Source organism: Neobacillus bataviensis LMG 21833, assembly GCF_000307875.1.
In the GTDB taxonomy this organism is placed as follows: domain Bacteria; phylum Bacillota; class Bacilli; order Bacillales; family Cytobacillaceae; genus Neobacillus; species Neobacillus bataviensis.
In genome coordinates, this window is sequence record NZ_AJLS01000114.1 from 103,659 (window position 1) to 128,660 (window position 25,002).

General features: G+C 40.7%; 23 protein-coding genes. 21 read left to right on the forward strand and 2 right to left on the reverse strand.

Annotation, left to right across the window (positions count from 1 at the left end):
* Window positions 1–186 precede the first annotated feature (186 nt).
* The 10 genes from BABA_RS14360 (at window position 187) to nagE (ending at window position 10,151) form a co-directional block, all read left to right on the forward strand.
* Complete coding sequence (locus BABA_RS14360; RefSeq protein WP_007085924.1) at window positions 187–948, forward strand: TerC family protein; 762 nt, start codon at window positions 187–189, stop codon at window positions 946–948.
* Window positions 949–1,083: 135 nt separating this feature from the next.
* Window positions 1,084–2,073, forward strand: coding sequence for a LacI family DNA-binding transcriptional regulator (locus tag BABA_RS14365; protein ID WP_007085925.1), 990 nt, complete (start codon window positions 1,084–1,086; stop codon window positions 2,071–2,073).
* Window positions 2,066–2,944: a ribokinase gene (gene rbsK / locus BABA_RS14370; RefSeq protein ID WP_007085926.1), complete on the forward strand. Its 879-nt coding sequence runs from the start codon at window positions 2,066–2,068 to the stop codon at window positions 2,942–2,944. Before BABA_RS14365 ends, rbsK begins: the two co-directional genes overlap by 8 nt.
* A gap of 1 nt (window position 2,945) precedes the next feature.
* Window positions 2,946–3,341 carry a D-ribose pyranase gene (gene rbsD / locus BABA_RS14375; protein ID WP_007085927.1) on the forward strand — a complete coding sequence of 132 codons (396 nt, stop codon included), beginning with the start codon at window positions 2,946–2,948 and terminating at the stop codon, window positions 3,339–3,341.
* 18 nt (window positions 3,342–3,359) lie between these two features.
* A complete protein-coding gene (locus BABA_RS14380) occupies window positions 3,360–4,841 on the forward strand; it encodes a sugar ABC transporter ATP-binding protein (protein WP_007085928.1) in 1,482 nt (493 codons plus the stop codon).
* 1 nt (window position 4,842) lies between these two features.
* Window positions 4,843–5,814, forward strand: a complete 972-nt coding sequence (rbsC, locus tag BABA_RS14385; protein ID WP_007085929.1) for a ribose ABC transporter permease RbsC — start codon at window positions 4,843–4,845, stop codon at window positions 5,812–5,814.
* Window positions 5,815–5,828: 14 nt separating this feature from the next.
* On the forward strand, window positions 5,829–6,746 hold the full coding sequence (gene rbsB, locus BABA_RS14390) for a ribose ABC transporter substrate-binding protein RbsB (RefSeq protein WP_007085930.1): 918 nt from the start codon (window positions 5,829–5,831) through the stop codon (window positions 6,744–6,746).
* A 98-nt stretch (window positions 6,747–6,844) separates the two neighbouring features.
* Window positions 6,845–7,756 (forward strand): Gfo/Idh/MocA family protein, encoded by a 912-nt coding sequence (locus tag BABA_RS14395; protein ID WP_007085931.1) that lies wholly within the window; start codon window positions 6,845–6,847, stop codon window positions 7,754–7,756.
* Window positions 7,757–8,011: 255 nt separating this feature from the next.
* Complete coding sequence (locus BABA_RS14400; RefSeq protein WP_040346455.1) at window positions 8,012–8,497, forward strand: PTS sugar transporter subunit IIA; 486 nt, start codon at window positions 8,012–8,014, stop codon at window positions 8,495–8,497.
* A 202-nt stretch (window positions 8,498–8,699) separates the two neighbouring features.
* Window positions 8,700–10,151: an N-acetylglucosamine-specific PTS transporter subunit IIBC gene (nagE, locus tag BABA_RS14405; RefSeq protein ID WP_007085933.1), complete on the forward strand. Its 1,452-nt coding sequence runs from the start codon at window positions 8,700–8,702 to the stop codon at window positions 10,149–10,151.
* A gap of 44 nt (window positions 10,152–10,195) precedes the next feature.
* Here nagE and BABA_RS14410 read toward each other — a convergent pair whose 3' ends face one another.
* Window positions 10,196–11,014 (reverse strand): PRD domain-containing protein, encoded by an 819-nt coding sequence (locus BABA_RS14410; protein ID WP_007085934.1) that lies wholly within the window; start codon window positions 11,012–11,014, stop codon window positions 10,196–10,198.
* A gap of 252 nt (window positions 11,015–11,266) precedes the next feature.
* On the opposite strand from BABA_RS14410, the gene BABA_RS14415 reads away from it, so the two are divergent.
* The 10 genes from BABA_RS14415 to BABA_RS14460 all read left to right on the forward strand — a co-directional run bounded on the left by BABA_RS14415 (window position 11,267) and on the right by BABA_RS14460 (window position 21,519).
* Window positions 11,267–11,884: an SAM-dependent methyltransferase gene (locus tag BABA_RS14415; RefSeq protein ID WP_007085935.1), complete on the forward strand. Its 618-nt coding sequence runs from the start codon at window positions 11,267–11,269 to the stop codon at window positions 11,882–11,884.
* 19 nt (window positions 11,885–11,903) lie between these two features.
* A complete protein-coding gene (locus tag BABA_RS14420) occupies window positions 11,904–12,404 on the forward strand; it encodes a hypothetical protein (RefSeq protein ID WP_007085936.1) in 501 nt (166 codons plus the stop codon).
* A 56-nt stretch (window positions 12,405–12,460) separates the two neighbouring features.
* On the forward strand, window positions 12,461–13,501 hold the full coding sequence (locus BABA_RS14425) for a DUF418 domain-containing protein (RefSeq protein WP_007085937.1): 1,041 nt from the start codon (window positions 12,461–12,463) through the stop codon (window positions 13,499–13,501).
* A 274-nt stretch (window positions 13,502–13,775) separates the two neighbouring features.
* Window positions 13,776–15,137, forward strand: a complete 1,362-nt coding sequence (locus BABA_RS14430; protein WP_007085938.1) for an arsenic transporter — start codon at window positions 13,776–13,778, stop codon at window positions 15,135–15,137.
* Window positions 15,138–15,162: 25 nt separating this feature from the next.
* Window positions 15,163–15,843: a hypothetical protein gene (locus BABA_RS14435; RefSeq protein WP_007085939.1), complete on the forward strand. Its 681-nt coding sequence runs from the start codon at window positions 15,163–15,165 to the stop codon at window positions 15,841–15,843.
* A gap of 383 nt (window positions 15,844–16,226) precedes the next feature.
* Entirely contained in the window at window positions 16,227–17,177 is a 951-nt protein-coding gene (locus BABA_RS14440; protein WP_007085940.1) for an ABC transporter permease, read from the forward strand.
* The gene (locus BABA_RS14445; protein ID WP_007085941.1) at window positions 17,170–18,120 is read left to right on the forward strand and encodes an iron chelate uptake ABC transporter family permease subunit; all 951 of its coding nucleotides are present in this window, start codon (window positions 17,170–17,172) and stop codon (window positions 18,118–18,120) included. The genes BABA_RS14440 and BABA_RS14445 overlap by 8 nt, the downstream gene beginning before the upstream one ends.
* Window positions 18,117–18,878 carry an iron ABC transporter ATP-binding protein gene (locus BABA_RS14450; protein WP_007085942.1) on the forward strand — a complete coding sequence of 254 codons (762 nt, stop codon included), beginning with the start codon at window positions 18,117–18,119 and terminating at the stop codon, window positions 18,876–18,878. The genes BABA_RS14445 and BABA_RS14450 overlap by 4 nt, the downstream gene beginning before the upstream one ends.
* 16 nt (window positions 18,879–18,894) lie before the next feature.
* Window positions 18,895–19,863 (forward strand): siderophore ABC transporter substrate-binding protein, encoded by a 969-nt coding sequence (locus BABA_RS14455; RefSeq protein ID WP_007085943.1) that lies wholly within the window; start codon window positions 18,895–18,897, stop codon window positions 19,861–19,863.
* A gap of 195 nt (window positions 19,864–20,058) precedes the next feature.
* Window positions 20,059–21,519: a PAS domain-containing sensor histidine kinase gene (locus BABA_RS14460; RefSeq protein WP_007085944.1), complete on the forward strand. Its 1,461-nt coding sequence runs from the start codon at window positions 20,059–20,061 to the stop codon at window positions 21,517–21,519.
* 69 nt (window positions 21,520–21,588) lie between these two features.
* On the opposite strand, the gene BABA_RS14465 is transcribed toward BABA_RS14460, so the two are convergent.
* The gene (locus BABA_RS14465; protein ID WP_007085945.1) at window positions 21,589–22,125 is read right to left on the reverse strand and encodes a ribonuclease H-like YkuK family protein; all 537 of its coding nucleotides are present in this window, start codon (window positions 22,123–22,125) and stop codon (window positions 21,589–21,591) included.
* 411 nt (window positions 22,126–22,536) lie between these two features.
* Between BABA_RS14465 and BABA_RS14470 the strand changes: the two genes are divergently transcribed.
* Window positions 22,537–24,918 carry a M14 family zinc carboxypeptidase gene (locus tag BABA_RS14470; RefSeq protein WP_007085946.1) on the forward strand — a complete coding sequence of 794 codons (2,382 nt, stop codon included), beginning with the start codon at window positions 22,537–22,539 and terminating at the stop codon, window positions 24,916–24,918.
* Window positions 24,919–25,002: the final 84 nt, after the last annotated feature.

Below are 25,002 nucleotides of genomic sequence, written 5' to 3' on the forward strand. Positions count from 1 at the left end.
CAATTCTACTATAAACCAAAAAGGAACAATTTCAAATATTTTCAATAATTTACAAGAGTAAACAGATGGTGCCTGACACCCTTTCTTCGTTTTTCTTGGTTATTACAGTAAAAAGTACTATAGTGTTTATTGTGTATTATGGGCAGACTAAGTGACGATTGTTTTAACATTAAAGGAGTAGTGAATATGCTAAATGAAGTTTTATCCACTTTTGCCTCCATGTTAGATTGGCATATGTGGGCAGATGTCCTGACCTCACCCAAAGCGTGGGGCATGATCTTATCCTTAGCAGTACTGGAGTGTATTTTATCCGCGGATAATGCGTTGGTATTGTCTGCTTTTGTTAAACCATTACCAAAACAACAGCAGAAGAAGGCGTTAGTGTATGGCCTATGGGGAGCTTATTTATTCCGCTTTATTTTTATTGGACTGGGAACATTCCTCATTAAACTGTGGTTCATTAAATTAATTGGTGCGCTCTATTTGCTCTGGTTGTCCGTCAAGTTTTTTATCGAGAAATTTAAAAATAAAGATGGTGGCGAAGAGGAAGAAACACATCAGCCAAAAGGCTGGTTAACGAAAACGTTTGGTGTATTTTGGGCGACAGTCATTAGTGTTGAGTTAATGGATTTAGCGTTTTCTGTTGATAGTATTTTGACTGCACTAGCTGTATCAGAGGAAGTTTGGGTTATCCTGCTTGGCGGGATGATTGGGATTCTGTTAATGCGGGGGGTTGCTACATTTTTCATTAGTCTTATGAATAGAGTCCCGGAACTTGAAACAACTGCGTACGTGTTAATCACCTTTATTGCGGTTAAGATGGGGCTGACGCTCGTAGAAATCCATATTTCAAATGAAATTTTTATTTTGGTCATGGTGCTTGCGTTTGTCATTACGTTTATTATCCATTCGATTCGGAAGTCAAGGGCTGAAAAACTTTCCCACTGATTTGGGTTCAGTTCCTCATCAAGGAGAGGGACTGGCTCAGGATTTGGGACAACTCAAAATCTAGGGACTTGCATAGGGAAAAAAATTATGTTAATCTGTATGTGGAACCGGTTACACAATAGAGGTGAATCTCAAGTGGCAACAATAAAAGATGTTGCAAAAGAGGCTGGTGTGTCAGTAGCTACGGTATCAAGAACATTAAATGACAATGGCTACGTACATGAAGACACACGAAAGCTAATAAAAGATGCGATTAAAAAATTAAATTATAAACCGAATGAAGTGGCCAGATCTTTATATAAGAAAAAGTCACGATTAATTGGGCTGTTACTGCCGGACATCCGCAATCCATTTTTTCCTGAATTGGCACGCGGCGTCGAGGATGAAATGCAAGAACGTGATTTCAGGCTGATTATTGGCAATGCGGATGAGAAAAAGAGTAAGGAACTGGATTATATTCAAACATTTAAACAGAATAATGTAATCGGTATCATCTCAGCAACAAATCATACCGATATAAGTCATTATGAAAATCTCTCCTTACCCGTTGTTTTTCTTGACAGAACTTCTGACAAGTACCCTTCTGTCTATGCTGATGGTTTAGAGGGAGGAAGAAAAGCGGCAAAAGAAATGATAACGAGGGGATGTAAAAGGATTACCTTACTGCGAGGACCTATTGAAGTTCAAACGGCCCAAGATCGATTTCAAGGGGCAATCGATATGCTAGTTAAGGCAAATGTAAATTTCAATGTCATTATAACGGATTCATTTGCTTTTGGAGATGCTGAAAAATGGGCGAAAGAGTTATTTGAAAAATATCCTGATACAGATGGTGTGATTGCCAGTAATGATGTGGTCGCTGCTGCCGTTCTACATGAGGCACTGCGCCAAGGGAAAGCGATTCCAGCCGACCTTCAAATCATCGGCTATGATGATATTCCTCTCAGCCGCTTACTTTTCCCGCCTTTATCAACCATTAAGCAGCCTGCTTATGAGATGGGGAGGGAAGCAGCGAAACTGTTAATTAGATTAATAAACAATGAAAAAGGATTTGAAAAAAATATTCAATTGCCTGTTGCATTTATTGAAAGACAGACGACAAGAAAGGTTGAGGAACATGGTTAAAGTTACAGTAATCGGAAGCTCTTCGATAGATTTAGTTGTTACAGCGGAAAGAAGGCCAGATAAGGGTGAAACGATTCTAGGTGAATCATTTAAAACAGTGCCTGGCGGCAAAGGAGCCAACCAGGCAGTAGCCGCCGCACGGTTAGGGGCAGAGGTCTTTATGGTTGGCTGTGTAGGCGAGGATGGCTTCGGAAAAGAAATTTTAGATAATTTTAAAGAAAACGGTGTTTTAACCGACTATGTGGAACCGGTTACACATTCAGAAAGCGGTACTGCACATATAACCCTTGCTGAAGGTGATAACAGTATTATCGTCGTAAAGGGTGCTAATAATCATGTCACACCGGAGTTTGTTGGAAAGGCACTAGATGTTATTCGCACTTCTGATATTGTTCTGATTCAGCAAGAGATTCCTGAAGAAACGGTCGAGTATGTGAGTGAACTATGTCATGCCCATCACGTGCCATTATTATTGAATCCTGCACCATCAAGGCCGATCAGTAAAGACGTGATCGCCAAGGCAGCATATCTAACACCAAATGAATTGGAAGCGGCTGTTCTTTTTCAAAATAAAGATATCCACGAAGCGTTGGCGGAAAATCCAAACAAGTTATTTATTACAGAAGGAAAAAATGGTGTCCGCTATCACGATGGTGAACAAGAAGTACTAGTTCCTACTTATACAGTAGAGGCGGTTGATACAACTGGTGCGGGTGATACCTTTAACGCAGCATTTGCAGTAGCGCTAGCAGAGGGTCAAGGACTTAAAGAAGCCGTCCGTTTTGCTAACAGGGCAGCATCGCTGTCCGTTACAAAATTCGGAGCCCAAGGCGGAATGCCGACACGCACAGAAGTAGAAGGGAGCCTCTAAAATGAAACGTCATGGAATGTTAAATAGCCATATTTCAAAGGTTTTAAGCGACCTTGGCCATACGGATTATATCGTTATCGCAGATGCGGGATTACCGATTCCTGAAGGAGTCGCCAAAATCGATTTAGCCATTAAGGCGGGGACACCAACATTTACAGAAGTGGTAGATGCCGTTGCAGAGGATATGGTGATTGAAAAAGTCATCATCGCTTCTGAAATTGAAACAGAAAATCCTGAGACAGCTAAATACCTAAAAGAGAAATTTACTGACGCTATTTCCGAGCAGGTTTCTCATGAAGACTTTAAACAGCTGACGAAACATGCTAAGGCTGTGATTCGCACAGGTGAGATTACACCGTATGCCAATATTATTTTACAATCAGGCGTATTTTTCTAAAAAATTGAGGTGATGAACATGCAAATCATGATGCAGGACATCTATAAAGCATTTGGAACCAATCAAGTATTAACAGGCGTTGATTTTGATCTACGGGCAGGCGAGGTCCATGCACTAATGGGTGAAAATGGAGCCGGGAAATCAACGATGATGAATGTCCTGACAGGGCTTCATGCTCGTGATAAAGGAACGATTACGATTGATGGCAAAGAAACCTATTTCCATAATCCAAAGGAAGCGGAGCAAAAGGGGATTACTTTTATCCATCAGGAATTAAATATTTGGCGTGATATGACGGTGCTGGAAAACCTGTTTATTGGGAAAGAATTGAAGACTCCTTTCGGCTTATTAAAAATGAAAGAAATGAAAGCGCTGGCGAAAAAGCAGTTTGATCGCTTGGCTGTCTCGATTCCGTTGGATAAAGAGGCAGGGGCATGTTCAGTTGGTGAACAGCAGATGATTGAAATTGCCAAAGCGTTAATGACTGAAGCAAAAGTAATTATTATGGATGAACCGACAGCCGCCTTGACGGAACGGGAAATCGAAAAGCTTTTCGAGGTCATTTCTTCACTAAAGAAAGAGGGAGTCGCGATTGTCTATATTTCACACCGTATGGAGGAAATATTCGCGATTTGTGATCGGATAACCGTCATGCGTGATGGAAAAACCGTTGATACGAAGTCAATTCCAGATACAAATTTTGATGAAGTGGTTAAAAAAATGGTCGGCAGGGAACTGACAGACCGCTTTCCAAGTCGCGAATCCAAACTTGGCGAGACCATGCTGCAGGTAAAAGATTTAACGAAAAAGGGTGCATTCAATCGGATAAATTTTTCCGTTCGTTCCGGAGAAATTGTCGGGGTATCTGGGTTAATGGGTGCTGGACGTACGGAAATCATGCGCGCCATTTTCGGTCTTGATGCAATGGACAGCGGTGAAATTTGGCTGGATGGCAAGCATGTCACGATTAAATCACCTGACCAGGCAGTCAAACTTGGAATTGGCTTCATCACAGAGGATCGCAAAGATGAAGGATTAATTTTAGATTTTTCAATAAAGGAAAATATCTCCTTACCGACACTTTACAGCTTTGCGCCAAAAGGGGTTATTAATGAAAAAAGTGAGCGTGACTTTGTCGAGATGCTGGTCAAGCGTTTAACCGTTAAAACTGAATCGGCAGATACGAGAGTGGGAGATTTATCAGGTGGAAATCAGCAAAAGGTCGTCATCGCGAAATGGTTAGGAATTAGTCCTAAGGTGCTCATATTAGATGAACCTACTAGGGGTGTCGATGTCGGTGCGAAGCGGGAAATCTACCAATTAATGAATGAATTGACGGATCGGGGAGTAGCCATCATCATGGTCTCGTCGGAATTACCGGAAGTTCTTGGAATGAGTGACCGCATCCTTGTTATTCATGAAGGAAAAATAACGGGCGAGCTTACGAAAGAAGAAGCGACCCAAGAAAAAATTATGACATTCGCAACAGGAGGTCTGTGAGATGAAAGCAATCAATGAAAGTGCTCCAGCCGGCAAAGCCAATTTTATCAATACGATGACGCAAAAACTTGGTCCATTACTTGGATTAATCGTGTTGATTATTATCGTTTCCGTTTTAAACCCTAGTTTTCTTGAACCATTAAATATCTTAAACCTGTTGAGACAGGTAGCAATCAATGCTTTGATAGCATTTGGGATGACCTTTGTTATTTTAACGGGTGGGATTGATCTATCCGTCGGAGCAATCCTCGCATTATCGAGCGCGTTAACTGCAGGGATGATAGTTTCGGGAATTGATCCGATTCTTGCCATTCTAGTCGGATGTATCCTTGGTGCGGTTATGGGAATGGTCAATGGATTATTGATTACAAAAGGGAAAATGGCTCCATTTATTGCAACATTAGCATCGATGACGGCCTTTAGAGGTCTGACGCTTGTTTATACAAAAGGGAATCCTATTACAGGACTTGGCGATAATCATTTATTCCAATTATTTGGCCGTGGCTATTTCCTTGGTATTCCTGTTCCAGCGATTACCATGATTATTACATTTGCTATTTTATTTATTATTCTTCACAAAACACCGTTTGGCCGTAAAACGTATGCGATTGGCGGGAATGAAAAAGCTTCCTTGATTTCCGGGATTAAAGTAGACAAGGTTAAGGTCATGATTTATGGTCTTTCCGGATTGCTTGCCGCTTTAGCAGGTGCGATTTTAACATCACGCTTGAATTCAGCACAGCCAACAGCGGGTACATCCTATGAACTTGATGCAATCGCTGCGGTTGTATTGGGCGGGACAAGTCTTTCTGGAGGAAAAGGAAGAATTTTTGGAACACTAGTTGGTGCGTTAATCATTGGTACGTTAAATAATGGCTTAAACCTTCTTGGTGTATCTTCCTTCTATCAAATGGTCGTCAAAGGGATTGTCATTATTATCGCTGTCTTACTTGATCGGAAAAAATCAGCATAAGGAGGGGCTTATTGATGAAAAAATTACTCGCAATATTTATGTCATTCACACTCTTGCTTTTAGGCGCATGTTCGATGCAGCCGCCAGAGTGGGCCAAGCCCGCTAAAAAAGAAAACTTAAAAGATATTAAAATAGGCTTATCCGTTTCAACCTTAAACAATCCATTTTTCGTCTCTTTGAAGGATGGTGTAATCAAAGAGGCAAAATCTTTGGGAATGGAAGTTAAAGTAGTAGATGCCCAAAATGACTCTGCCAAGCAAATTAATGATGTGGAGGATTTAATTCAACAGGGTGTCGATCTTTTACTCATTAATCCAACGGACTCCGCAGCTATCTCAACGGCTGTGCAATCAGCAAATAATATCAATATTCCAGTCATCACGCTTGACCGTTCGGCTGACAAAGGGAAGGTGGAAGCCCTAGTAGCTTCGGATAATATTAAAGGCGGTGAAATGGCTGCTGAATATATTGTGGATCAGCTCGGTGAAAAGGTCCAGGTCGCTGAACTAGAAGGTGTTCCGGGTGCTTCGGCTACACGGGAACGAGGAAAAGGATTTCATAACGTTGCGGATACGAAATTAACCGTAACTGCGAAACAAGCAGCCGACTTTGACCGGACAAAGGGCTTAACGGTTATGGAAAATCTAATACAGGCAAACCCTGATATTAAAGCGGTATTTGCACATAATGATGAAATGGCATTAGGGGCAATTGAAGCGATTAACAGCTCAGGCAAAGATATTATGGTGATCGGCTTCGATGGTAACGATGATGCGCTCAATGCCATTAAAGCGGGTAAACTGGAAGCAACTGTAGCCCAGCAACCGCAACTCATCGGCAAGCTTGCGGTAGATGCCGGCCGGGATGTTGTCCAAGGGAAAAAGGTTGAAAAAATGATCCCAGCTCCACTTAAATTAGTAACAAAAGAATAAAACCTAAGCCTCATCTGTTTCGATAGATGGGGCTTTTTTAATAGATAATATGATAAGCTTTACTCAATGGAATGTTTTGGAAAATGGAGGGATAGTAAGTGCTGAAAATTGGTGTAATTGGACTGGGTGATATTGCACAAAAGGCGTATCTGCCGGTCTACAGTAAAATAAAAGATGTGGAATTTCATTTTTACACAAGAAATCAAGAGAAGCTGCAATCTATTGGCAGCCAATACCGTTTTGAACATCTTCACAGTAGTCTTGAGTCTTTACTGGAAAGCGGGATTAAGGGAGCATTTATTCATTCCTCAACCTCTACTCATGAAGAAATTGTCCATCAACTATTACAACACAACATTCATGTGTTTGTGGATAAACCGATTACGGATTATTACGAAGGGGCAAAAAGGCTTGTTGAATTGGCGGAGGAGAAGGGTCTTCTCCTGATGACTGGTTTTAATAGAAGATATGCACCTTCATACATGAAGCTGAAGGAAGTGGCTGATCCGAATATGGTGATTGTCCAAAAAAATCGCAAGGGTCTGCCGGGAGAACCACGAACGTTTATTTATGACGATTTCATACATGTAGTTGATACGATGAGATATTTATTTCCGCACCCCATCGAAGACCTGATTGTAAATGGCAGAATGGAAGGTGGCGAACTTTACCATGTTGTCGTTCAATTTATTTCGGGTGGAGCGACAGCCATCGGCATCATGAACAGAGATAATGGAACGAATGAGGAAGTTGCTGAAGTCATGGGGCCGGTGGAAAAGAGGACAGTTTATAATGTATCGAAGCTAGTGATCTCAAGGGGCATGGAAACGGTAGAAGTTCGCAGCAGCGACTGGGAGCCGACTCTATTCAGACGTGGCTTTGAACAAATGGCCACTGATTTCATTGATGCTGTTGGAACAAACGCAAAGCCAAGGTTCACGGCATTAGATGCGCTCGATACCCATGAAATTTGTGAAAAAATTATCGGAGAGTTAGTGAAAAAAGGTTAACGGACTAAAAATGGTCTGTTGATCAAATAATTAATCTCCCCCAAGAGAATGCTTGCGTTTGCATCTTGTATTTTTTTTGATTAGTGGTATGATTGAACTATAAATTTAAATAGTGATCACATGTTACTGATACGATCAGGCATGGTGGTAAAAATGAATGGATTTCTATGTCCGTTTATTTGTACCCCCATGCCTTTTTTGTTGTTTCTTACATCTTTTGGGAACCATAAACAAAAAAGTAAAGGGGTAATTGTAATGTTTAATTTTTTTAAAAAAGCACCAGTTGAATTTTATACACCGGTAAATGGTAAGATTGTTTCTCTTGAAGAGGTCCCGGATCCCGTATTCAGTCAAAAAATGATGGGGGAGGGGATTGCCGTCATGCCTACAAACGGAGATATCGTTTCCCCAGTAAAAGGGACTGTCATTCTTGTTGCGGAAACTAAACATGCAATTGGCATTCGAGCTGAAGATGGTTCGGAAATTCTTATTCATGTTGGGTTAGAAACTGTGGCCCTAGATGGAAAGGGCTTCAACGTTGCCGTTAAAGATGGAGACAAAGTTTCTGCCGGACAACTCCTAATGGAGGTAGATTGGGAATATATTAGTACAAACGCTAAAAGCACCATTACACCGATTGTGATTACCAATAGTCAAGAGGGTAAGAAGCAATATACTTTCACTGAGGAAAAGGAAGGTACTTCCGGTAAAACGGTTCTATTTACAGCATCTGCAAAGTAATGTGCTTTAAGTGAAGTGCTGTTTGCGATATGCAGCAGCACCTCACTTTTATAAAAATTTGCCTTTAAGGAGGTGATTGACAAAATAGTAGAATGGTTTTAGGCTGCTATTCGTCATTCTTTTTGCTGTAATTATTCATTTCATTTGTAGATTTATTGATGTCTAGTAGTAGTTTGCTAAAAATTTTATAGGGGGTTAGAAGATGAAGAAGTATTTTCAGAAACTTGGAAGTTCTTTGATGTTGCCGGTTGCCATATTACCTGCAGCCGCCCTTTTATTAGGGATTGGATATTGGATTGATCCAACAGGCTGGGGAGCTGATAGTCCGTTAGCTGCTTTCTTAATTAAAGCAGGAGGATCGATTATCGACAATATCCCAATTCTATTTGCTGTTGGTGTGGCACTTGGAATGGCTAAGGAAAAGGATGGTTCATCGGCGCTAAGTGGTTTGGTTGCCTATCTGGTTGTAACCACTTTGCTTTCAACCGGCTCGGTTGCATTATTGCAGGGAATTGATGCAGCTAAGGTAGACCCAGCGTTCGCAAAGATTGGAAATGCCTTTGTCGGTATTCTTTCAGGTATTGTTGCTTCGATGATGTACAATCGCTTTAGTCATGTAAAGCTGCCAGACGCATTTGCCTTCTTTAGCGGGAAACGACTGGTACCAATTATGACAGCGGTTTCAATGTTGGTTGTGTCTGGTGTATTGTTCTTTATTTGGCCTGTGATTTATACTGCCTTAGTTTCTTTTGGTAAAACAATTTCTGATTTAGGTGCAGTTGGTGCAGGGCTTTACGGCTTTTTCAACCGGTTATTAATTCCAACAGGGTTACATCATGCGTTAAACTCCGTGTTCTGGTTTGACGTTGCCGGAATCAATGATATTGGAAACTTCTTGAAAGGTAAAGGGGTAAAAGGGGTTACCGGTATGTATCAAGCAGGTTTCTTCCCAGTCATGATGTTTGGGTTACCTGCAGCTGCATTAGCTATGGTTCATACGGCAAAAACAAAAAAGAGAAAACAAATTGCTTCGTTAATGTTGGCAGCAGGCTTTGCTTCCTTCTTGACAGGGGTTACAGAACCAATTGAATTTGCATTCATGTTCTTAGCTCCAACGCTTTATCTTGTGCATGCCGTTTTAACTGGTCTATCATTGGCGATTGCAGCGGCATTCCATTGGACGGCAGGATTTGCCTTTAGCGGCGGATTTATCGACTTTTTCCTAAGCTTACGAAATCCAATGGCAAATCAGCCATATTGGCTAATTGTCCAAGGCTTGGTGTTTGCGGTGATTTACTACTTCTTATTCCGCTTTATCATTACCAAATTCGACTTAAAGACTCCTGGCCGTGAAGATGATGATGAAGATGAAGATGAAGGAGTTTCTCTTGCCAAAGGCGAAAGCAAATTTTCGGCGATGGCAGCACAAATTTATGAAGGCTTAGGCGGCGACGCAAATGTGGTGGCTGTTGATAATTGTGTAACACGCCTAAGAATGGAAGTAAAAGACATGAAAGCCGTCGATCAAAAGAAAATTAAAGCGACAGGCGTACCGGGAATCAATATCGTCGGTCCACAAAGCATTCAAGTTATTGTCGGAACGAATGTCCAATTTGTTGCCGATGAAATTGTTAAAATCCGCAAGAATAAATAGAAATGAAAAAATGCCTGGACATGATAATAGTCCAGGCGTTTTTATTAACGTTTTCTTAATCTTTCGATGTGAAGAGTTAAATAACCCAGTTCATGTTCGGGGAGGTGAATACTATGGTTGACGGAAAGCTCCTTGGCTACCTTTTTTGCACCATTAAAGGCGGTAGGAAATTTAGTAGTAATCATTTTTAGCATTTCATCATCGATGGTATTCGTTTCCCCATTGCTAATCCTTGAGATGGTAAAACGAAGATGGGTCATTAAGCGCTGGTATGAAAGGTCGTCTTCGTCTATGTTAATATGCAAGTAATCCTTAATCGTTTGCACCATATCACCAATAATAGCCGTTTGCCGGAGTGTTTGCTTCATGTCCCCGCCATTAAGATTCGCGGTATGAAGATGGAGGGCGATAAAGGCTGCTTCATCGACGGGCATCTTGATGCCGGTCTTTTTCTCAATATGCCTGAGTGCCCACATACCAATATCAAATTCTTTTTTATAGAGGATTTTTATTTCATTTAAAAGTTTATTCTTAAGAATGATGCCATCCCGGATACGTTCAATAGCAAAGGATAAATGGTCTGTAAGGGCAATGTGAATATGGTCGTTTAATTTTCCTCCGAGGGCTTCTTCAGCATAGGTGATAATTTCTTCTGAAAGGGCAAAATGTTCTTCAGGTATTTGGAGTAGCAGTTGCTGGAATTTCTCATTTTCCTTCATGACAAAAAGTTTTTCTATTTTACTTGGGTTAACAATATCATTTTTCTTTTTCTGAAAGGCGATTCCCGCACCAATGGCAATCTTTTCTTCATTATGATCTGTAACGACAACGGCGTTGTTATTTAATATCTTTTTTATCTTCAAAATGAAACCACCTCCTTGATTTTTTGTCAAACAGAGGATTATTGAGGTGGAATGATTTCATCGATTAGTAACTAGGACAAATCATTCTTCTCTTTATAGAACTTTCGTCATTATACCACTTTTTCCTTCTTTTTTTGCTGATAATCATATTCATGTAGGGATATCACTGTCGTAATGTCTTTTTTTCAAAAAATAGTTTAATCTAGAAGTGGTATTGTTACTGTTTTAAATATACTAGAATAGGTGCAAGCGATGAAAGAATATTATTATGATAAATTATTGAACATTAAAACAAAGGGCAATCGGCGTGGGGGTGGGCCTGCTAACAAGTTGTTGCATTACCATCCCTATGAGCCGACACCGTATAGTGCGTTGGAGGAGTTATTTCGGCATTATGAAGTGAAAAGCAGTGACAGGGTGGTTGATTTTGGCTGTGGGAAAGGGCGATTGAATTTTTATCTCCACTATTTTTTTCATGCTACTGTCGTTGGAGTGGAAATGAATGAATTACTTTATCAGGCTGCGGTTGAAAATCAGGGGAGTTACGAAAGGAAAACTAAAAAGGGAGGGGATCGAATACAGTTTCATTGCTGTCTGGCAGAGGAATATGTGATTGATGCTAGGGAGAATCGATTTTACTTCTTTAATCCATTTTCCATTCAGGTTTTTAGAAAGATTGTAGATAATATCTTGCTGTCGGTGGGGAAAGCGGAGCGGGGTATTGAACTGGTGTTGTATTATCCGTCTGCGGATTATATTTACTTTCTAGAAAATTATACTTCGTTTGAATTAAAAGAGGAGGTCTTACTTCCTCATCTTTATGAACATAATCCGAATGAGAGATTTTTAATTTATCGGCTGGAAATCTAGCGGAGAAGGGGGGGCGTTTATGTACCATCGGCTGTGGAGTGCTGCAAATATTTTACTAATTGTGATTTCGATTGTGTATATATGGTTTATCCGTCCGCATGACAGTTCCTTGGTTGTTGCTGGACAGGTGTTGGCGCAGGTGGCTGTCGTTCTCTTTTTCGTCAATATCAATATGTATTTTATCTTTTTGGTGATACGAAAGACATCGGTTCGGAAGGTAAAAATAAGGCTTGCGAAATTTTCGCGGTACTTCATGAAATGGCATATTAAGATTGCACTTCTTGGGGCAACAGTCATTATCGGACACGGGTTGATAAATTTCTACGAATTGGGGCCATTGCTCGGCTATGGTCACATGAAGTTATGGAGCGGGTACCTTTCCATTTTACTGCTGGGTATCACATTATTTGCGGGGTACCTGCGGCACAAAAAAGCATCAGGCCTTCGCCGTAAATTCCACCTAATCTCCGCCATGACATTCCTTAGTGCATTCCTCTTACATATGTTTGTAATTATATAATGGTGTTAATAGTAGGAAGGGTGTCAGGCACCATTAACACTACAAAGGAGAAGGTTATGGGTGGTGTATGTAAAGAGGCAATGGATGTAACTAAACGGATTGATGTGTTGGATTATTTGCGGGGGTTTGCGCTAATGGGGATTATTCTTGTGAATATCGTCCCATTGCTGTCTGCGAAACTACCTGCTCCTCACACTATGGATGCTTCTTACTGGAGGTTTTTGTATTTATTTGTGGAAGGCCGCTTTTATACAATTTTCACCTTTTTGTTTGGGGTAGGCTTTTATATTTTTATTACACGAGCGAATGCAAAAGGGCGGAATGGATACTTTTTATTCCTCAGGCGAATTGCCGCCCTATTTATAATAGGACTGATCCATGTCCGTTATCATCCGGGTGAAGCGTTAACGGTTTATGCTGTTTGCGGTATTCTCATATTACCTTTTTACAAAGCGAATAAAATAGTTAATCTGATGTTTGGAATCATCATGTTGATTGTTTTCGCGCTCTTTTCATTTAAACTGTTTATGGTACTCCCGCTGATGTTATTGGGCATTGCAGCAGGTCAATTTCATGTGTTCGAGCGGCTTTCCAACAATCGTAATAAGGTAGTCCTTTTCACAACTGTTATGTTTGCTTTGAGTGCTTTAGGTCTGATTTATCAATATCAATTTGCCCCGGATATCATAGGCAATGGTTCGATCGCAGACTACCGGGTTACCCAGGAATTCTTAAGTATTGGAATTTCAATCGGGCCAATTGTTTCAGCGTTTTACGTGGGGCTTCTAGTTTTGCTATTGCAGTCCTCTTTTTTTCAAAAGGTATTATCCCCGTTGAAAAGCTATGGACGAATGGCGCTGACAAACTATATTTTGCAAACAGCCCTCATTTATTTGGCTGGTACGGCGCTGAATTTATTCAACAATATTAGCTATTTGGAATCTCTTTACCTCTGTATATCGATTTATATCATCCAGCTAATCTTCAGCACAGTCTGGCTGCACCTTATCAGGTTTGGGCCATTGGAATGGATCTGGAGAGTGGTGACCTATTTGGAAATACCACCACTTAGAAAAACAACAAAAGAATATAAGTAGTGTCATTAGAGTAAAAAGGGTGACAGGCACCATGTGAAGAATTCACATGATGCCTGTCACCTTTTTACTTTTACCATCGTATCTAGATTTTTGTGGAATTTCTCCTAAAAGGGTACAAACCTAGAGCCTGTCACAATTGCGGCACATATAAATAAAGTACAACAGAACAAGAGAGACAAATGGAAGGGGGGGACAGAAGCGGACGAACTGTAGGGGAGGCATAACCGATCTCATGATGACATCATGAATTATAAGGATTTGAGAGGAGATCATTATGCAATTTCAACCAATGGTGTGGATGACCATATTCTCGTTTGTGGCCACCCTCATCTTTATTCTTTGGAGACCTCGCGGAATTAACGAGGCAATTCCAGCCACAATTGGCGCAATTCTTGTTTTTATTAGCGGCAGTGTCACACTGACTGACCTTGGTATTATTACAGAAACCATCAGCGGCGCCGCAATCACCATTATCGCAACCATTGTCATGGCCATCGTCCTAGAAAGCTTTGGATTCTTTAACTGGGTGGCAGAGAAGCTCGCTGCCAAAGCAAAGGGATCCGGTATCCGCCTTTTCTGGTATGTCAATCTGTTATGTTTTCTCATGACGCTTTTTTTCAATAATGATGGAAGTATCTTAATTACGACACCGATTCTGGTCATGCTGCTCAATAATATGGGTCTCAAAAATCATCAAAAAATCCCGTATCTATTGTCTGGCGGCTTAATAGCTACTGCTTCGAGTGCCCCCATCGGTGTGAGTAATATCGTCAATCTGATTGCCCTGAAAATTGTCGATATGAGCTTATATATGCATACGGCGATGATGTTTGTCCCAGCAACACTTGGGCTTCTATTATTAGTCCTTCTGCTGTTCCTTCGCTTTAAAAAAGTACTGCCGAAGACCGTTCCTACAAATGTTAGAGGTCTAACCAAATCATCCTATCACCCGCTAAAGCCTGGAATACAACATTCGTCTGAAAAAGACCGATCAAAGTTCATGCGCAATGTCCTGCTATTTGTTTTCGCTGTTCGTGTCAGCCTTTTTGTTGCATCGTATTTTGCTATCCCAGTTTCAGTTATGGCGGTAATAGGCTCCCTAATTCTTTTAGGTTGGAGATGGGTATATCTCAAAATTCCACCTACTGATATGCTGAAAAAAACGCCTTGGTATATTCTGGTTTTCGCCTTTAGTATGTATGTGATTATTTACGGTTTGAACAATATCGGTTTAACGGACTGGCTGATTGCCTTTATGGAGCCGATGGTGTCCGGAAGTCTGCTCCATGCGAGTGTAATGATGGGGGGACTGTTATCTATTCTCTCCAATATTTTCAACAATCACCCTGCACTCATGGTTGGAACCCTGACGTTAACCCATATGGGATTAGACACTTTAACCTTGAAGGTCTCTTATTTAGCCAACGTCATTGGCAGTGACATGGGATCGCTGCTGCTCCCAATGGGAACCCTTGCAACCCTGATGTGGATGCACATCGTTCGGAAAGGAAAAATCATGATTACATGGTGGGAATATGTAAAAATCACCTTTGTGGTTATTCCGCCGGCAACATTGTTTACATTAGTGGTTTTATACTACTGGGTATCATCGCTTTTTGGAGGGGCACTACAGTAAATAAAGGGATAAGGAGAAACGAACAATGAATGAATTTAGCGATTTAATGGGGAAAAATATTGAAATTGAGATATCCGGCGGGAATTTTTATACAGGAAACCTAGTTGATTGCGGATTGGACATCATTGTTTTATATGTAGGGAGAACGGGAAACTTCTATTATATTCCTTCCATTCATATTCAACGGATGAAAGAAACCCAAATCGAGGAAAACAGCACCTATTATGAACAGCCCTCAGAAAAACCGCTTGAAACGGATCCACAAGCGATTTCATTCCGAAGAATGTTGAACAATGCGAAGGGCAGATTTGTTGAGGTGTTTGTAACCGGGAACAAGTCGATTCACGGCTATTTGACGAGTATCATGAATGACTACTTTGTCTTCTACTCCCCAGTGTATAAAACAGTATATATTTCGATGAACCATGTGAAATGGCTTATCCCTTACCCAGAGAACGCAACACCGTATTCTCTAGATCCTCAATCACTACCTGTCCATCAAACAAAAATTCCGTTAGCACGAAGCTTTGATGAGCAATGTAAGAAGTTGGAGAATCAGCTTGTTATCATCGATGGCGGGGATAGCATTGAAAAAATAGGCCATCTGCAGAAAGTGATGAATAGAAGATTAACACTAATCACAGCTGAAAGGGAAACTTTGTATCGAAATTTAGAGCATGTCAAAACGATTTATCTGGCAAATTAGTCTTTAAGGGTGAAAAGTATGTTGGGAAAAAACAAACAAAAAAATAATCCACACTTGTTCGGCTGACAAAGGATGGATTATTCTTTCAATCGCACACACACTATTCGTTGACCGTGGTAATAGGGGATCACGGTCTTTTTTTATCATGTCTTTTATTATTAAAATATGTAGTGCCTAATAACAATGTTCATGCATTGAGGACTCCATTTGAGAATTATTTTTAAGCTTCACATCATGAATGTGGGAGCTGTTTCCATTTTAATTGATAGAAATTCTCATTTATCCGTTGACAACATATTTTACCCTGTTATAATCAATGGTGTAAGCATTAAGTGATAATGATTTTCAATATCATCTATAAAACTAAACTATTGGGGACAGCCATGAAGAAACGATATTTACTAGTAGCGTTAATTACTTTATCTGCAGTCTCATTGTTTGTTGGGGTTAGCAGTATTTCACCAAAGGATCTTGTAAACCTTCAATCAGAGGAAACGCAAATTTTCCTGATCAGCAGGGTGCCGCGGCTTGTGGCGATTCTACTGGCGGGGGCGGGGATGAGTATAGCCGGGTTAATCATGCAGCAGCTCAGCCGCAATAAATTTGTTTCACCGACAACGGCGGGAACCTTGGATGCAACTCGTCTCGGAATCCTCGTATCGATGTTGTTATTTGCAAACGCCTCGATGATGGAAAAAATGGCCGTAGCCTTTGTGTTTGCACTTGCCGGTACGTTTTTATTTATGCAAATTCTTGATCGCATCAAGTTTAAAGATGCCATTTTCATTCCGCTGGTTGGGATGATGTTTGGGAATATCTTATCATCAGTTACGACATTTTTTGCCTACCGGGCAGATGTCATTCAGAATATGTCGGCGTGGCTGCAAGGTGATTTTTCAATGATTATGAAAGGGCGTTATGAGCTCCTATACATAAGTATTCCGATATTAGTTATCGCCTATTTCTACGCCAACCGCTTTACGGTAGCCGGGATGGGGGAAGATTTTTCAAAAAATTTAGGTCTTGCCTATCGCAGGGTGGTAAATGTGGGGCTGGTGCTTGTTGCGTTAATTACGGCAACAGTCGTTCTGACCGTCGGAATTATACCGTTCCTTGGCTTGATTATTCCGAATATCATATCTATTTCCAAGGGCGACCATTTACAAAAAACCTTGCCACATACCGCCCTTTTAGGGGCAAACTTTTTACTCGTTTGCGATATTTTAGGACGGGTGATTATTTACCCATATGAGATTTCGATTAGTCTCATGGTTGGGGTCATCGGCAGCGGGATTTTCCTCTATCTCCTGTTTAGGAGGAAGGCCTATGCGTAATTCAATGAAAATGATGGTTCTCGCTTTCATTGCTGCCGGGTGTTGTGCACTTTATTTATTTCATGATTTAAATGGCAGTTTTGATTATGCCCTGCCAAGACGGGCGATAAAAGTAATTGCCATGGTAATTACAGGGTTTACCATTGCCTATGCGACAGTTGTCTTCCAGACGATTACCCATAACCGGATTTTAACGCCAAGTATTATGGGGCTCGATGCCCTGTACTTGCTCTTACAAACGGTGATTATCTTCTTTTTGGGCTCAAGCCATATGATTGTTGTTAATAAACAGGCGAACTTTTTACTTTCTGTTGTCGTGATGATTGTGTTTGCCCTGATTTTATATCGATTTTTATTTAAAAAAGGCGGGCAGTCTGTCTACTTCTTGCTGCTGGTTGGGATTATCGTCGGTACTTTTTTCTCTAGTATTTCAACATTTTTTCAGGTGCTGATTGACCCGAATGAGTTTCAAATTGTTCAAGACCGGATGTTTGCTAGTTTTAACAATATTAATTCGGATTTGGTGTGGCTTGCACTTGTCATGGTTGCGGTGGTGATTGTCTATGCATGGCGCTACGTCAAATATCTGGATGTGTTATCGCTTGGCCGCGAAATGGCGATTAATCTCGGTGTTCCGTACGACTCGATTGTGAAACAAATGCTGGTGATTGTGGCAATTTTCATTTCGATATCGACAGCACTTGTTGGGCCGATTACCTTTTTTGGCCTAATTGTCGCCAATCTATCGTATCAATTTTTCAAAACCTACAAACATAAGGTACTGATTAGTGGAGCCATTGTTATGAGTATAATCGCTCTCGTTGGCGGGCAGTGGGTTGTTGAAAGGGTCTTTACTTTTTCGACAACCTTGAGTGTCATTATTAATTTTATCGGCGGTGTCTATTTCATCTATTTACTTCTAAAGGAGAGGAAAACGGCATGATTCAAGTGAGGTCATTATCGAAGTTTTATGGGAAGAAGCCAGTTGTGGAAGATGTAACCGTGACAATCCATCCTGGAAAAATCACCTCCTTTATTGGACCGAACGGCGCCGGTAAATCAACGCTCTTATCAATGGTCAGCCGCTTGCTGGATGCTGATTCGGGGGAAGTGCTTGTGGACAAGTCGGATGTTCGGAAAATGAAATCGCAGGAATTTGCTAAAAGGGTTTCAATATTAAAACAATCGAATTTCATGGATGTTCGGCTCACCATCCGTGAACTTGTTTCCTTCGGCCGTTTTCCTTATTCGAAAGGTCGTTTGACCGAGGAGGATGAACGAATTGTCGAGCAATCGCTCGAGTATATGCATTTAACCGAAATGCAGGACAGCTTTTTAGATGAATTGTCCGGTGGTCAGCGGCAGCGTGCGTTTATTGCCATGGTGATTGCCCAGGATACCGAGTATGTTCTGCTTGATGAACCGCTCAACAATTTGGATATGAAGCACTCCGTTCAGATTATGAAAATTTTGCGTCGGTTAGTAGATGAGCTTGGAAAAACGGTTGTCATTGTTTTGCATGATATTAACTTTGCATCCGTTTATTCTGACCGGATTGTCGCAATGAAGGATGGCAGGGTTGTGAAAGACGGCCCAACTGAAGAAATTATCCAATCAGCGGCCTTGAGCGAGATCTACGATATGGATATTCCAATTCAGGAAATGAACAACTGTAGGATCTGTGTTTATTTTAATTCATAAAAAGGGGAGTTCGTTGATGACGAGAAAATGGGGTTTACTAGGATTGGTTTTTACAATGATGTTTATTTTAGCTGCATGTGGTGGAAACGCCAAGGAGGAAGGTAAGGGAGCGAAAACCGCAGCCTCCAATAAGACAGAAACAGCTGCTGCTGAGAAAATGACGATCAAGCATCAATACGGTGAAGCAGTCGTTGAAAAAAACCCGCAAAAAGTGGTTGTATTTGATTTTGGTGTGTTGGATACCCTAGATGAGTTAGGTATCGAGGTTACAGGTGTGCCACAGACAACCATTCCTTCTTATTTGAAAAAATATGCGGACAAAAAATATACAAATGTTGGCAGCTTAAAGGAGCCTGACTTCGAAGCGATTCATGCCCTAAAGCCAGATGTTATTTTTATCTCCACTCGCCAGGCGGAATTATATGATCAATTTGCGGAAATTGCCCCAACCGTTTATATTGGCATTGATTATACGAACTACATGGATTCTTTTGAGAAAAATATGAATTTAATTGGCGAAATTTTTGGCAAAGAAGACAAGGTGGCAAGTGAATTAAAAGACATTGAAGCAAGCGTCGAAAAGGTAAATAAAAAGGCGTCTGCACTCGATCAAAAAGGACTTATTGTTTTGGCGAATGAAGGAAAAGTAAGTGCCTATGGCCCAAGCTCTCGATTTGGACTAATCCATGATGTATTTGGATACGGTGCGGCAGATAAACAAATTGAAGTTTCTACACACGGTCAGAGCATAACGTTTGAATATATTAAAGAGAAAAATCCTGATGTCTTGTTCGTTATTGACCGTGCAACAGCTGTCGGCGGCGAAATTGGAGCAAAGGAAATCGTTGAAAATGAGCTAGTGAAGAAAACGGATGCCTATAAAAAGGATAAAATTGTCTACCTAGATGCGGACACCTGGTATCTAAGCGGCGGCGGCCTAAAATCCGTTAAAGCAATGGCAAAAGAAGTAGAAGAAGCATTATAAAAGGGAAAAAAAGAAACGCTTGAGCCGCTACGTCAGGGCACAAGCGTTTTTTTCATGTTAAACAGGGGTGTCCTCCTGTGGTGGACAGTGTCTTTTTATGGTGCCTGACACCCTATTAATATTTTTCTTTTCTTTACCAAAAAATTCTGTAGAATGGAGAATGATAGAATTTTAGATGTGTTTGGAGAGATCTCTATGGTGAAGTGTTTCCCAATTTTTGGGGAAGAAAATGAATCGGTTGTTTATAATCCTGATGAATTAATAGATCTATTTCTGAACTGTACGGCAGATGGAATATGCATTGTCGATATGGAGAATCGGTTTATTCGAATAAACCCTATGTATACTAAAATTTTTGGTTATACAGAGGATGATGTTTTAGGGAGAACTTTCGAGGAATTTCCCAATCCTGACACTGTTAAAGAAATAATAGGGGCAGTCAAACATGGCAGAGCCTTTCATAATATGAATACACAGCGCAGCCATAAAGACGGCACCACCCTTGATATTGCCGTTTCCTATTCTCCTTTTCGAAATTTGAAGGGAGAAATCATTGCTATCATCGCCGTTTATCGTGATATTACAGAGCGGTTAAATATGGAAAGGGAATTGAAAAGAACTCGTGAATTGTATCGATTAATTACCGAAAATACAACAGATATGATTAAGCTTTATTCGAAGGATAAAACGATTATATATGCTTCCCCTTCACATGTAAAAGGGATTGGGTATACACCAGAGCAATTATTCGGTAAAACCGTATATGATCTTATTTTGCATGAGGAAAAGGAGCATTTTGAATGCTTTTATCAGGAATTGATAGAAAAGGGAGAGCCCCAGCTTTTTCAAACAAAAATTAAAACTGGCAGTAATGAAGTTATTGATTCTGAGACGACTGTTTCTCCCATCTTTAATGAGAAAAATGAGGTTGAATCCTATGTAACGGTTAGCCGGAATATTACTGATAGAGTAAAAAATGATGATGCACTCCGAAATTTAGACCGCCTTTCCATCATTGGCCAATTAGCGGCCGGAGTCGCCCACGAAATACGCAACCCATTGACTTCATTGAAGGGGTTTTCGAAACTTTTAATGGGAACGTCCAATAAGGAAAAGCAAGAGGACTATTTATCGATTATCATGAACGAACTTGATCGAATCGATATGATTGTCAACGAATTTATGTCGCTAGCCAAACCTCAAGCGATTCAATTTGAGCGGGAAAGCTTACATTCAATTCTTGAAAGTACGGTAAAAATTCTTCATCCACAAGCATTGATGCATAATGTGCAAATTATAAATCACTACCATACAAATGAGGTTGATTTACTGTGCAGTCCGAACCAATTGAAACAAGTTTTTGTTAACTTTCTGAAAAACGCAATCGAATCGATGCAGTACGGCGGCTCTGTCCATATTGATGTCCAAAAAGTAGCGAAAAAAAGAGTGCTGGTTAGCTTTTCCGATGAAGGCATAGGGATCGATGCGGAGCTCATGGGCTACTTGGGGACTCCGTTCTACACGACCAAGGACAAAGGAATTGGCCTTGGCCTAACGGTCAGCAACAAAATCATCCAAGAACATAACGGTACCATGAAAATCGAAAGCCAGCTCGGCAAAGGCACCACCGTAAAGGTAGAATTAAACTATATCTAATATGGTTATCGTAATAAGGGTGTCAGGCACCACTCACGGACAACTGTCCTTTCGTGGTGCCTGACACCCTTATTTTGTGTACCGGTTCGCGTAGCTTGAGGCGACGAAGGCGTTGGGTTTGATTTTTGGTTCTACTCCCATGGATTCCATTCGTGTGACCATTTCTTTGACGAATTCACTCGTCTTATTTCGTTTACCTGCACCGATATCGATATGCCCCTCCATTGTGAAGGTTGCTCCTTGGTATAGATGGGGGAGGACAACCGCAATCAATTCATTTTTCCTTTCCTCCGTAAACATGGAGACGACTTCCTCGGTTAAGGAAAGTTCTAAAGAAATCCGCTCGTGCAGATGTGTCATTTTCCTTGGAAACTTCATCTTTGTTATGCACGCCCATACACCATTTCCCTTATTTTGAATGACAATGCCCGTGATAAAAAGAGTATGTGTTTTATGCACCTGTGAATCAGTTCCCACCATTAGACGGAAATTCCCTTTTGGATCACCTTTCATAAATGAAACAATCCGTTCAAAGACCTGTTCGAACCCCAAATCATTCTCTTGAAGATTTTGAAACGAATGGTGATAAGCCGGGGGATTCTTCATAAATAAGCACCACATCTTTCCTTTCCAATTGGGTAAAATTGATCGTAACTTTTATTCCTATCTTATGGAAAGTGGTTTATTGTCGTGCAACCATTAGGGCATTAACCCCTCTTGAAAATATGTATGAAAAGGTGAGGGCAAAAATGCAAAGAAACAAATAGTGTCCACTTGTGGGTGGAGAGGTGTCTTTTTGTGGTGCCTGACACCATTTATTCTATTTAGAATGTAATAATAAAGAAATTCATTCATACAATCGTAGTGTATGTACTTTTTTGGTGCCTTTTTCCTATGGAGGCCCTTTCTTTATTGTTTATGATGGGAGAAAGGGTGGATGGTATTTTAATAGATTTTCTATTAGAATAAATAAAAATACATAAAAGTAAATAAAAATACATAACTGAAGGTTAAGGAATGAAGAAGAAAAAGAAGATTGCAGGCCTTTTAGCTGTTAGTTTACTCACTACTGGACCATGGAATGTGGGATTTGCAGAGGCACCGAAATGGACAAACGTTAACGTATATGAAGAACAGGATGGAAGTAAGTTTAATAGTGAAAACTATGACTTTGTGAAATTCTCGCAAATCGGTTCAAAACTGAAAGCAATTGAGAAACAATCGAACCGGATTAAGGTCGAGGTTCGCGGAACATCTGCGGATGGAATTCCACTTTATGTCGTAACGATTGCTGACCCTGGTTCGCATGGAAAGTTTGGGAAAATTCAATCACTCAGAAAACAAATGTTTAAAAACCCAGGGAAAGCTCAAGATTGGATTGCTAATAATTCAGACTTTAAAGTGCCAATTATGATCAATGGTTCCATCCATGGGACAGAATTTGCAGGGACGGATGCTATCCTTCAGCTAATTGAACGATTCGCCACCGAGAATGACCAAGAGACGAAAAATATTCTAGAAAATAACATCCTCATTTTCAATGTCGTGCAAAACCCCGACGGACGTGTGGATGCTACCCGTTTTAACGGCGAGGGTATTGATTTGAACCGTGATTTTATCACCCAGTCCCAGCCAGAAACAAGGGAAACTGTTGATCTCATTAAGGAATGGAACCCAATGGTATTTCTCGATACACATGGATATGTGAAAAACTACGCACCAAACCGACAGGGATTAATTGAACCTTGTACGCCGCCGCATAATCCAAACTACGAGTACGATTTATATAACAAGTGGGCTTATAAGCAAGCAGAAGCGATGGAAGCCCAGATTATGAGTCAAAAGGATCAATTCTCATCTTCTAGTTTATATCAAAATATGCAAGGTGTTTACGTTCCACGGCGTAATGATAAAGATGGATGGGATGATTATCCACCTATCTTTACCCCAATGTATGCAATGTATCATGGAGCATACGGACATACGTTAGAAACACCAACAAATGATTGGGACGGCGTGAAATGGATGTATAACGCCATTATCGGTGCACTTAATTTTGCAACAGAGAACAAGCAGGCGATGATTACCGATCAAATTGAAATGTTTAAACGTGGGATTAATTTTGATCATCCGTTCCACAAGGAGGGGTTCTTCCCTAAAGCCTATATCCTTCCTGTTGATGAAAAAGACCCAACTGTAACACATAAAGCCGTTAATCATTTAATTAATAATGATATTGATGTGGTGCAAGCGCCAAAAGCATTCACAGTGGATGGGAAATCCTATCCTAAAGGAACGTACATCGTTATGATGGATCAGGCAAAGGCTGGCTTAGCTAATACGATGCTTTGGAAGGGTGAAGACATCACCAATGATATCGGGGCAATGTATGATATTTCAGCATGGAGTCTGCCTGAGCTCTGGGGCTTTAAAGCGATACCTACACAAAGCTCTGTAGATGTTACAACAACAAAAGTGAATAAAATTTCAGAGCAAGGATCTGTTTCCGGTAAGGGACCATTTATGATTCCGAACAGCTCTGTCAAAGCTGTCAATTTAGTAAATACCTTGCTTCAGCAAGGAGTATCTGTAAAACGTGATTCCAATGGTAATTTTTATACAGAAGCAGCAGCGAATCAAATCTCCGCCTCTGTGAAAGCATCTGGCTTACAGGTCGAATCCACCGTGAAGATACCGGAAGATGCTGTTTCATTATCGAGCGTGAAGGTTGCCATTTTGAAGGATGGTGGAATAAGTAAACAACAGTCTCATAGCGGAACAAAGCTTGCATTGAAAAGACTTGGCTTCCAGGTGTCAGAAGTTACACCGGTAGAAGTGGCTGAAAATGGATTGAACGGATTCGATGTATTTGTTTACAGCGGGTCATCCAGCCTAATCACTGTTATAACAAGTGCATCCAGTAAAGAATTCGGCCTTCAAAATACTGCCCAAGTAGTACAGCTCAAATCGAACATAACAAACTTTGTAGCTCAAGGTGGTAAATATATAGCCGTAGGAGGGAGCGCATCCCAAGCTACAAAAACTCTAGGTCTAACAGATGACACCATAAATTTCGGGGGTTCAGACAGCAACGGAATCGTGAAGGTTAACTATGATGGAACTGGTTTAACTGGAGGTTATGGACAGGATGATTTCGGTTTTGTCTATCGTCCAACATGGTATACCAATACTGGAAATGATAAAGTAGCTGCAAAATATGCAGATTCCGATAACTTCTTCGTGGCCGGCCATTGGAAAAATAACAAGAACGGCAAGGGTCAGGCTGTTATGGTTAAGGAGCAGAATAAAGACGTAACTTTGATTGGATTGGAAGCAGGCTTCCGTGACCATACGGATTACCTATTCCGACTATTATCCAATGCAATTTTTGAAAAATAAAATGGTTGTCAACTTTTAAAAAGAAAATAGTCATAGAAAAAGCCTGGTTCGGTATGTGAATCAGGCTTCTTTGTAGCATCAAGA

What these genes read in the sequence shown, in the direction of transcription:
- BABA_RS14360 (WP_007085924.1), top strand. Translation starts at nt 187, where the DNA reads ATGCTAAATGAAGTTTTATCCACTTTTGCCTCCATGTTAGATTGGCAT.
- rbsK (WP_007085926.1), top strand. Translation starts at nt 2,066, where the DNA reads ATGGTTAAAGTTACAGTAATCGGAAGCTCTTCGATAGATTTAGTTGTT.
- rbsD (WP_007085927.1), top strand. Translation starts at nt 2,946, where the DNA reads ATGAAACGTCATGGAATGTTAAATAGCCATATTTCAAAGGTTTTAAGC.
- BABA_RS14380 (WP_007085928.1), top strand. Translation starts at nt 3,360, where the DNA reads ATGCAAATCATGATGCAGGACATCTATAAAGCATTTGGAACCAATCAA.
- rbsC (WP_007085929.1), top strand. Translation starts at nt 4,843, where the DNA reads ATGAAAGCAATCAATGAAAGTGCTCCAGCCGGCAAAGCCAATTTTATC.
- rbsB (WP_007085930.1), top strand. Translation starts at nt 5,829, where the DNA reads ATGAAAAAATTACTCGCAATATTTATGTCATTCACACTCTTGCTTTTA.
- BABA_RS14400 (WP_040346455.1), top strand. Translation starts at nt 8,012, where the DNA reads ATGTTTAATTTTTTTAAAAAAGCACCAGTTGAATTTTATACACCGGTA.
- nagE (WP_007085933.1), top strand. Translation starts at nt 8,700, where the DNA reads ATGAAGAAGTATTTTCAGAAACTTGGAAGTTCTTTGATGTTGCCGGTT.
- BABA_RS14415 (WP_007085935.1), top strand. Translation starts at nt 11,267, where the DNA reads ATGAAAGAATATTATTATGATAAATTATTGAACATTAAAACAAAGGGC.
- BABA_RS14420 (WP_007085936.1), top strand. Translation starts at nt 11,904, where the DNA reads ATGTACCATCGGCTGTGGAGTGCTGCAAATATTTTACTAATTGTGATT.
- BABA_RS14425 (WP_007085937.1), top strand. Translation starts at nt 12,461, where the DNA reads ATGGGTGGTGTATGTAAAGAGGCAATGGATGTAACTAAACGGATTGAT.
- BABA_RS14430 (WP_007085938.1), top strand. Translation starts at nt 13,776, where the DNA reads ATGCAATTTCAACCAATGGTGTGGATGACCATATTCTCGTTTGTGGCC.
- BABA_RS14435 (WP_007085939.1), top strand. Translation starts at nt 15,163, where the DNA reads ATGAATGAATTTAGCGATTTAATGGGGAAAAATATTGAAATTGAGATA.
- BABA_RS14440 (WP_007085940.1), top strand. Translation starts at nt 16,227, where the DNA reads ATGAAGAAACGATATTTACTAGTAGCGTTAATTACTTTATCTGCAGTC.
- BABA_RS14445 (WP_007085941.1), top strand. Translation starts at nt 17,170, where the DNA reads ATGCGTAATTCAATGAAAATGATGGTTCTCGCTTTCATTGCTGCCGGG.
- BABA_RS14450 (WP_007085942.1), top strand. Translation starts at nt 18,117, where the DNA reads ATGATTCAAGTGAGGTCATTATCGAAGTTTTATGGGAAGAAGCCAGTT.
- BABA_RS14455 (WP_007085943.1), top strand. Translation starts at nt 18,895, where the DNA reads ATGACGAGAAAATGGGGTTTACTAGGATTGGTTTTTACAATGATGTTT.
- BABA_RS14460 (WP_007085944.1), top strand. Translation starts at nt 20,059, where the DNA reads ATGGTGAAGTGTTTCCCAATTTTTGGGGAAGAAAATGAATCGGTTGTT.
- BABA_RS14465 (WP_007085945.1), bottom strand. Translation starts at nt 22,125, where the DNA reads ATGAAGAATCCCCCGGCTTATCACCATTCGTTTCAAAATCTTCAAGAG.
- BABA_RS14470 (WP_007085946.1), top strand. Translation starts at nt 22,537, where the DNA reads ATGAAGAAGAAAAAGAAGATTGCAGGCCTTTTAGCTGTTAGTTTACTC.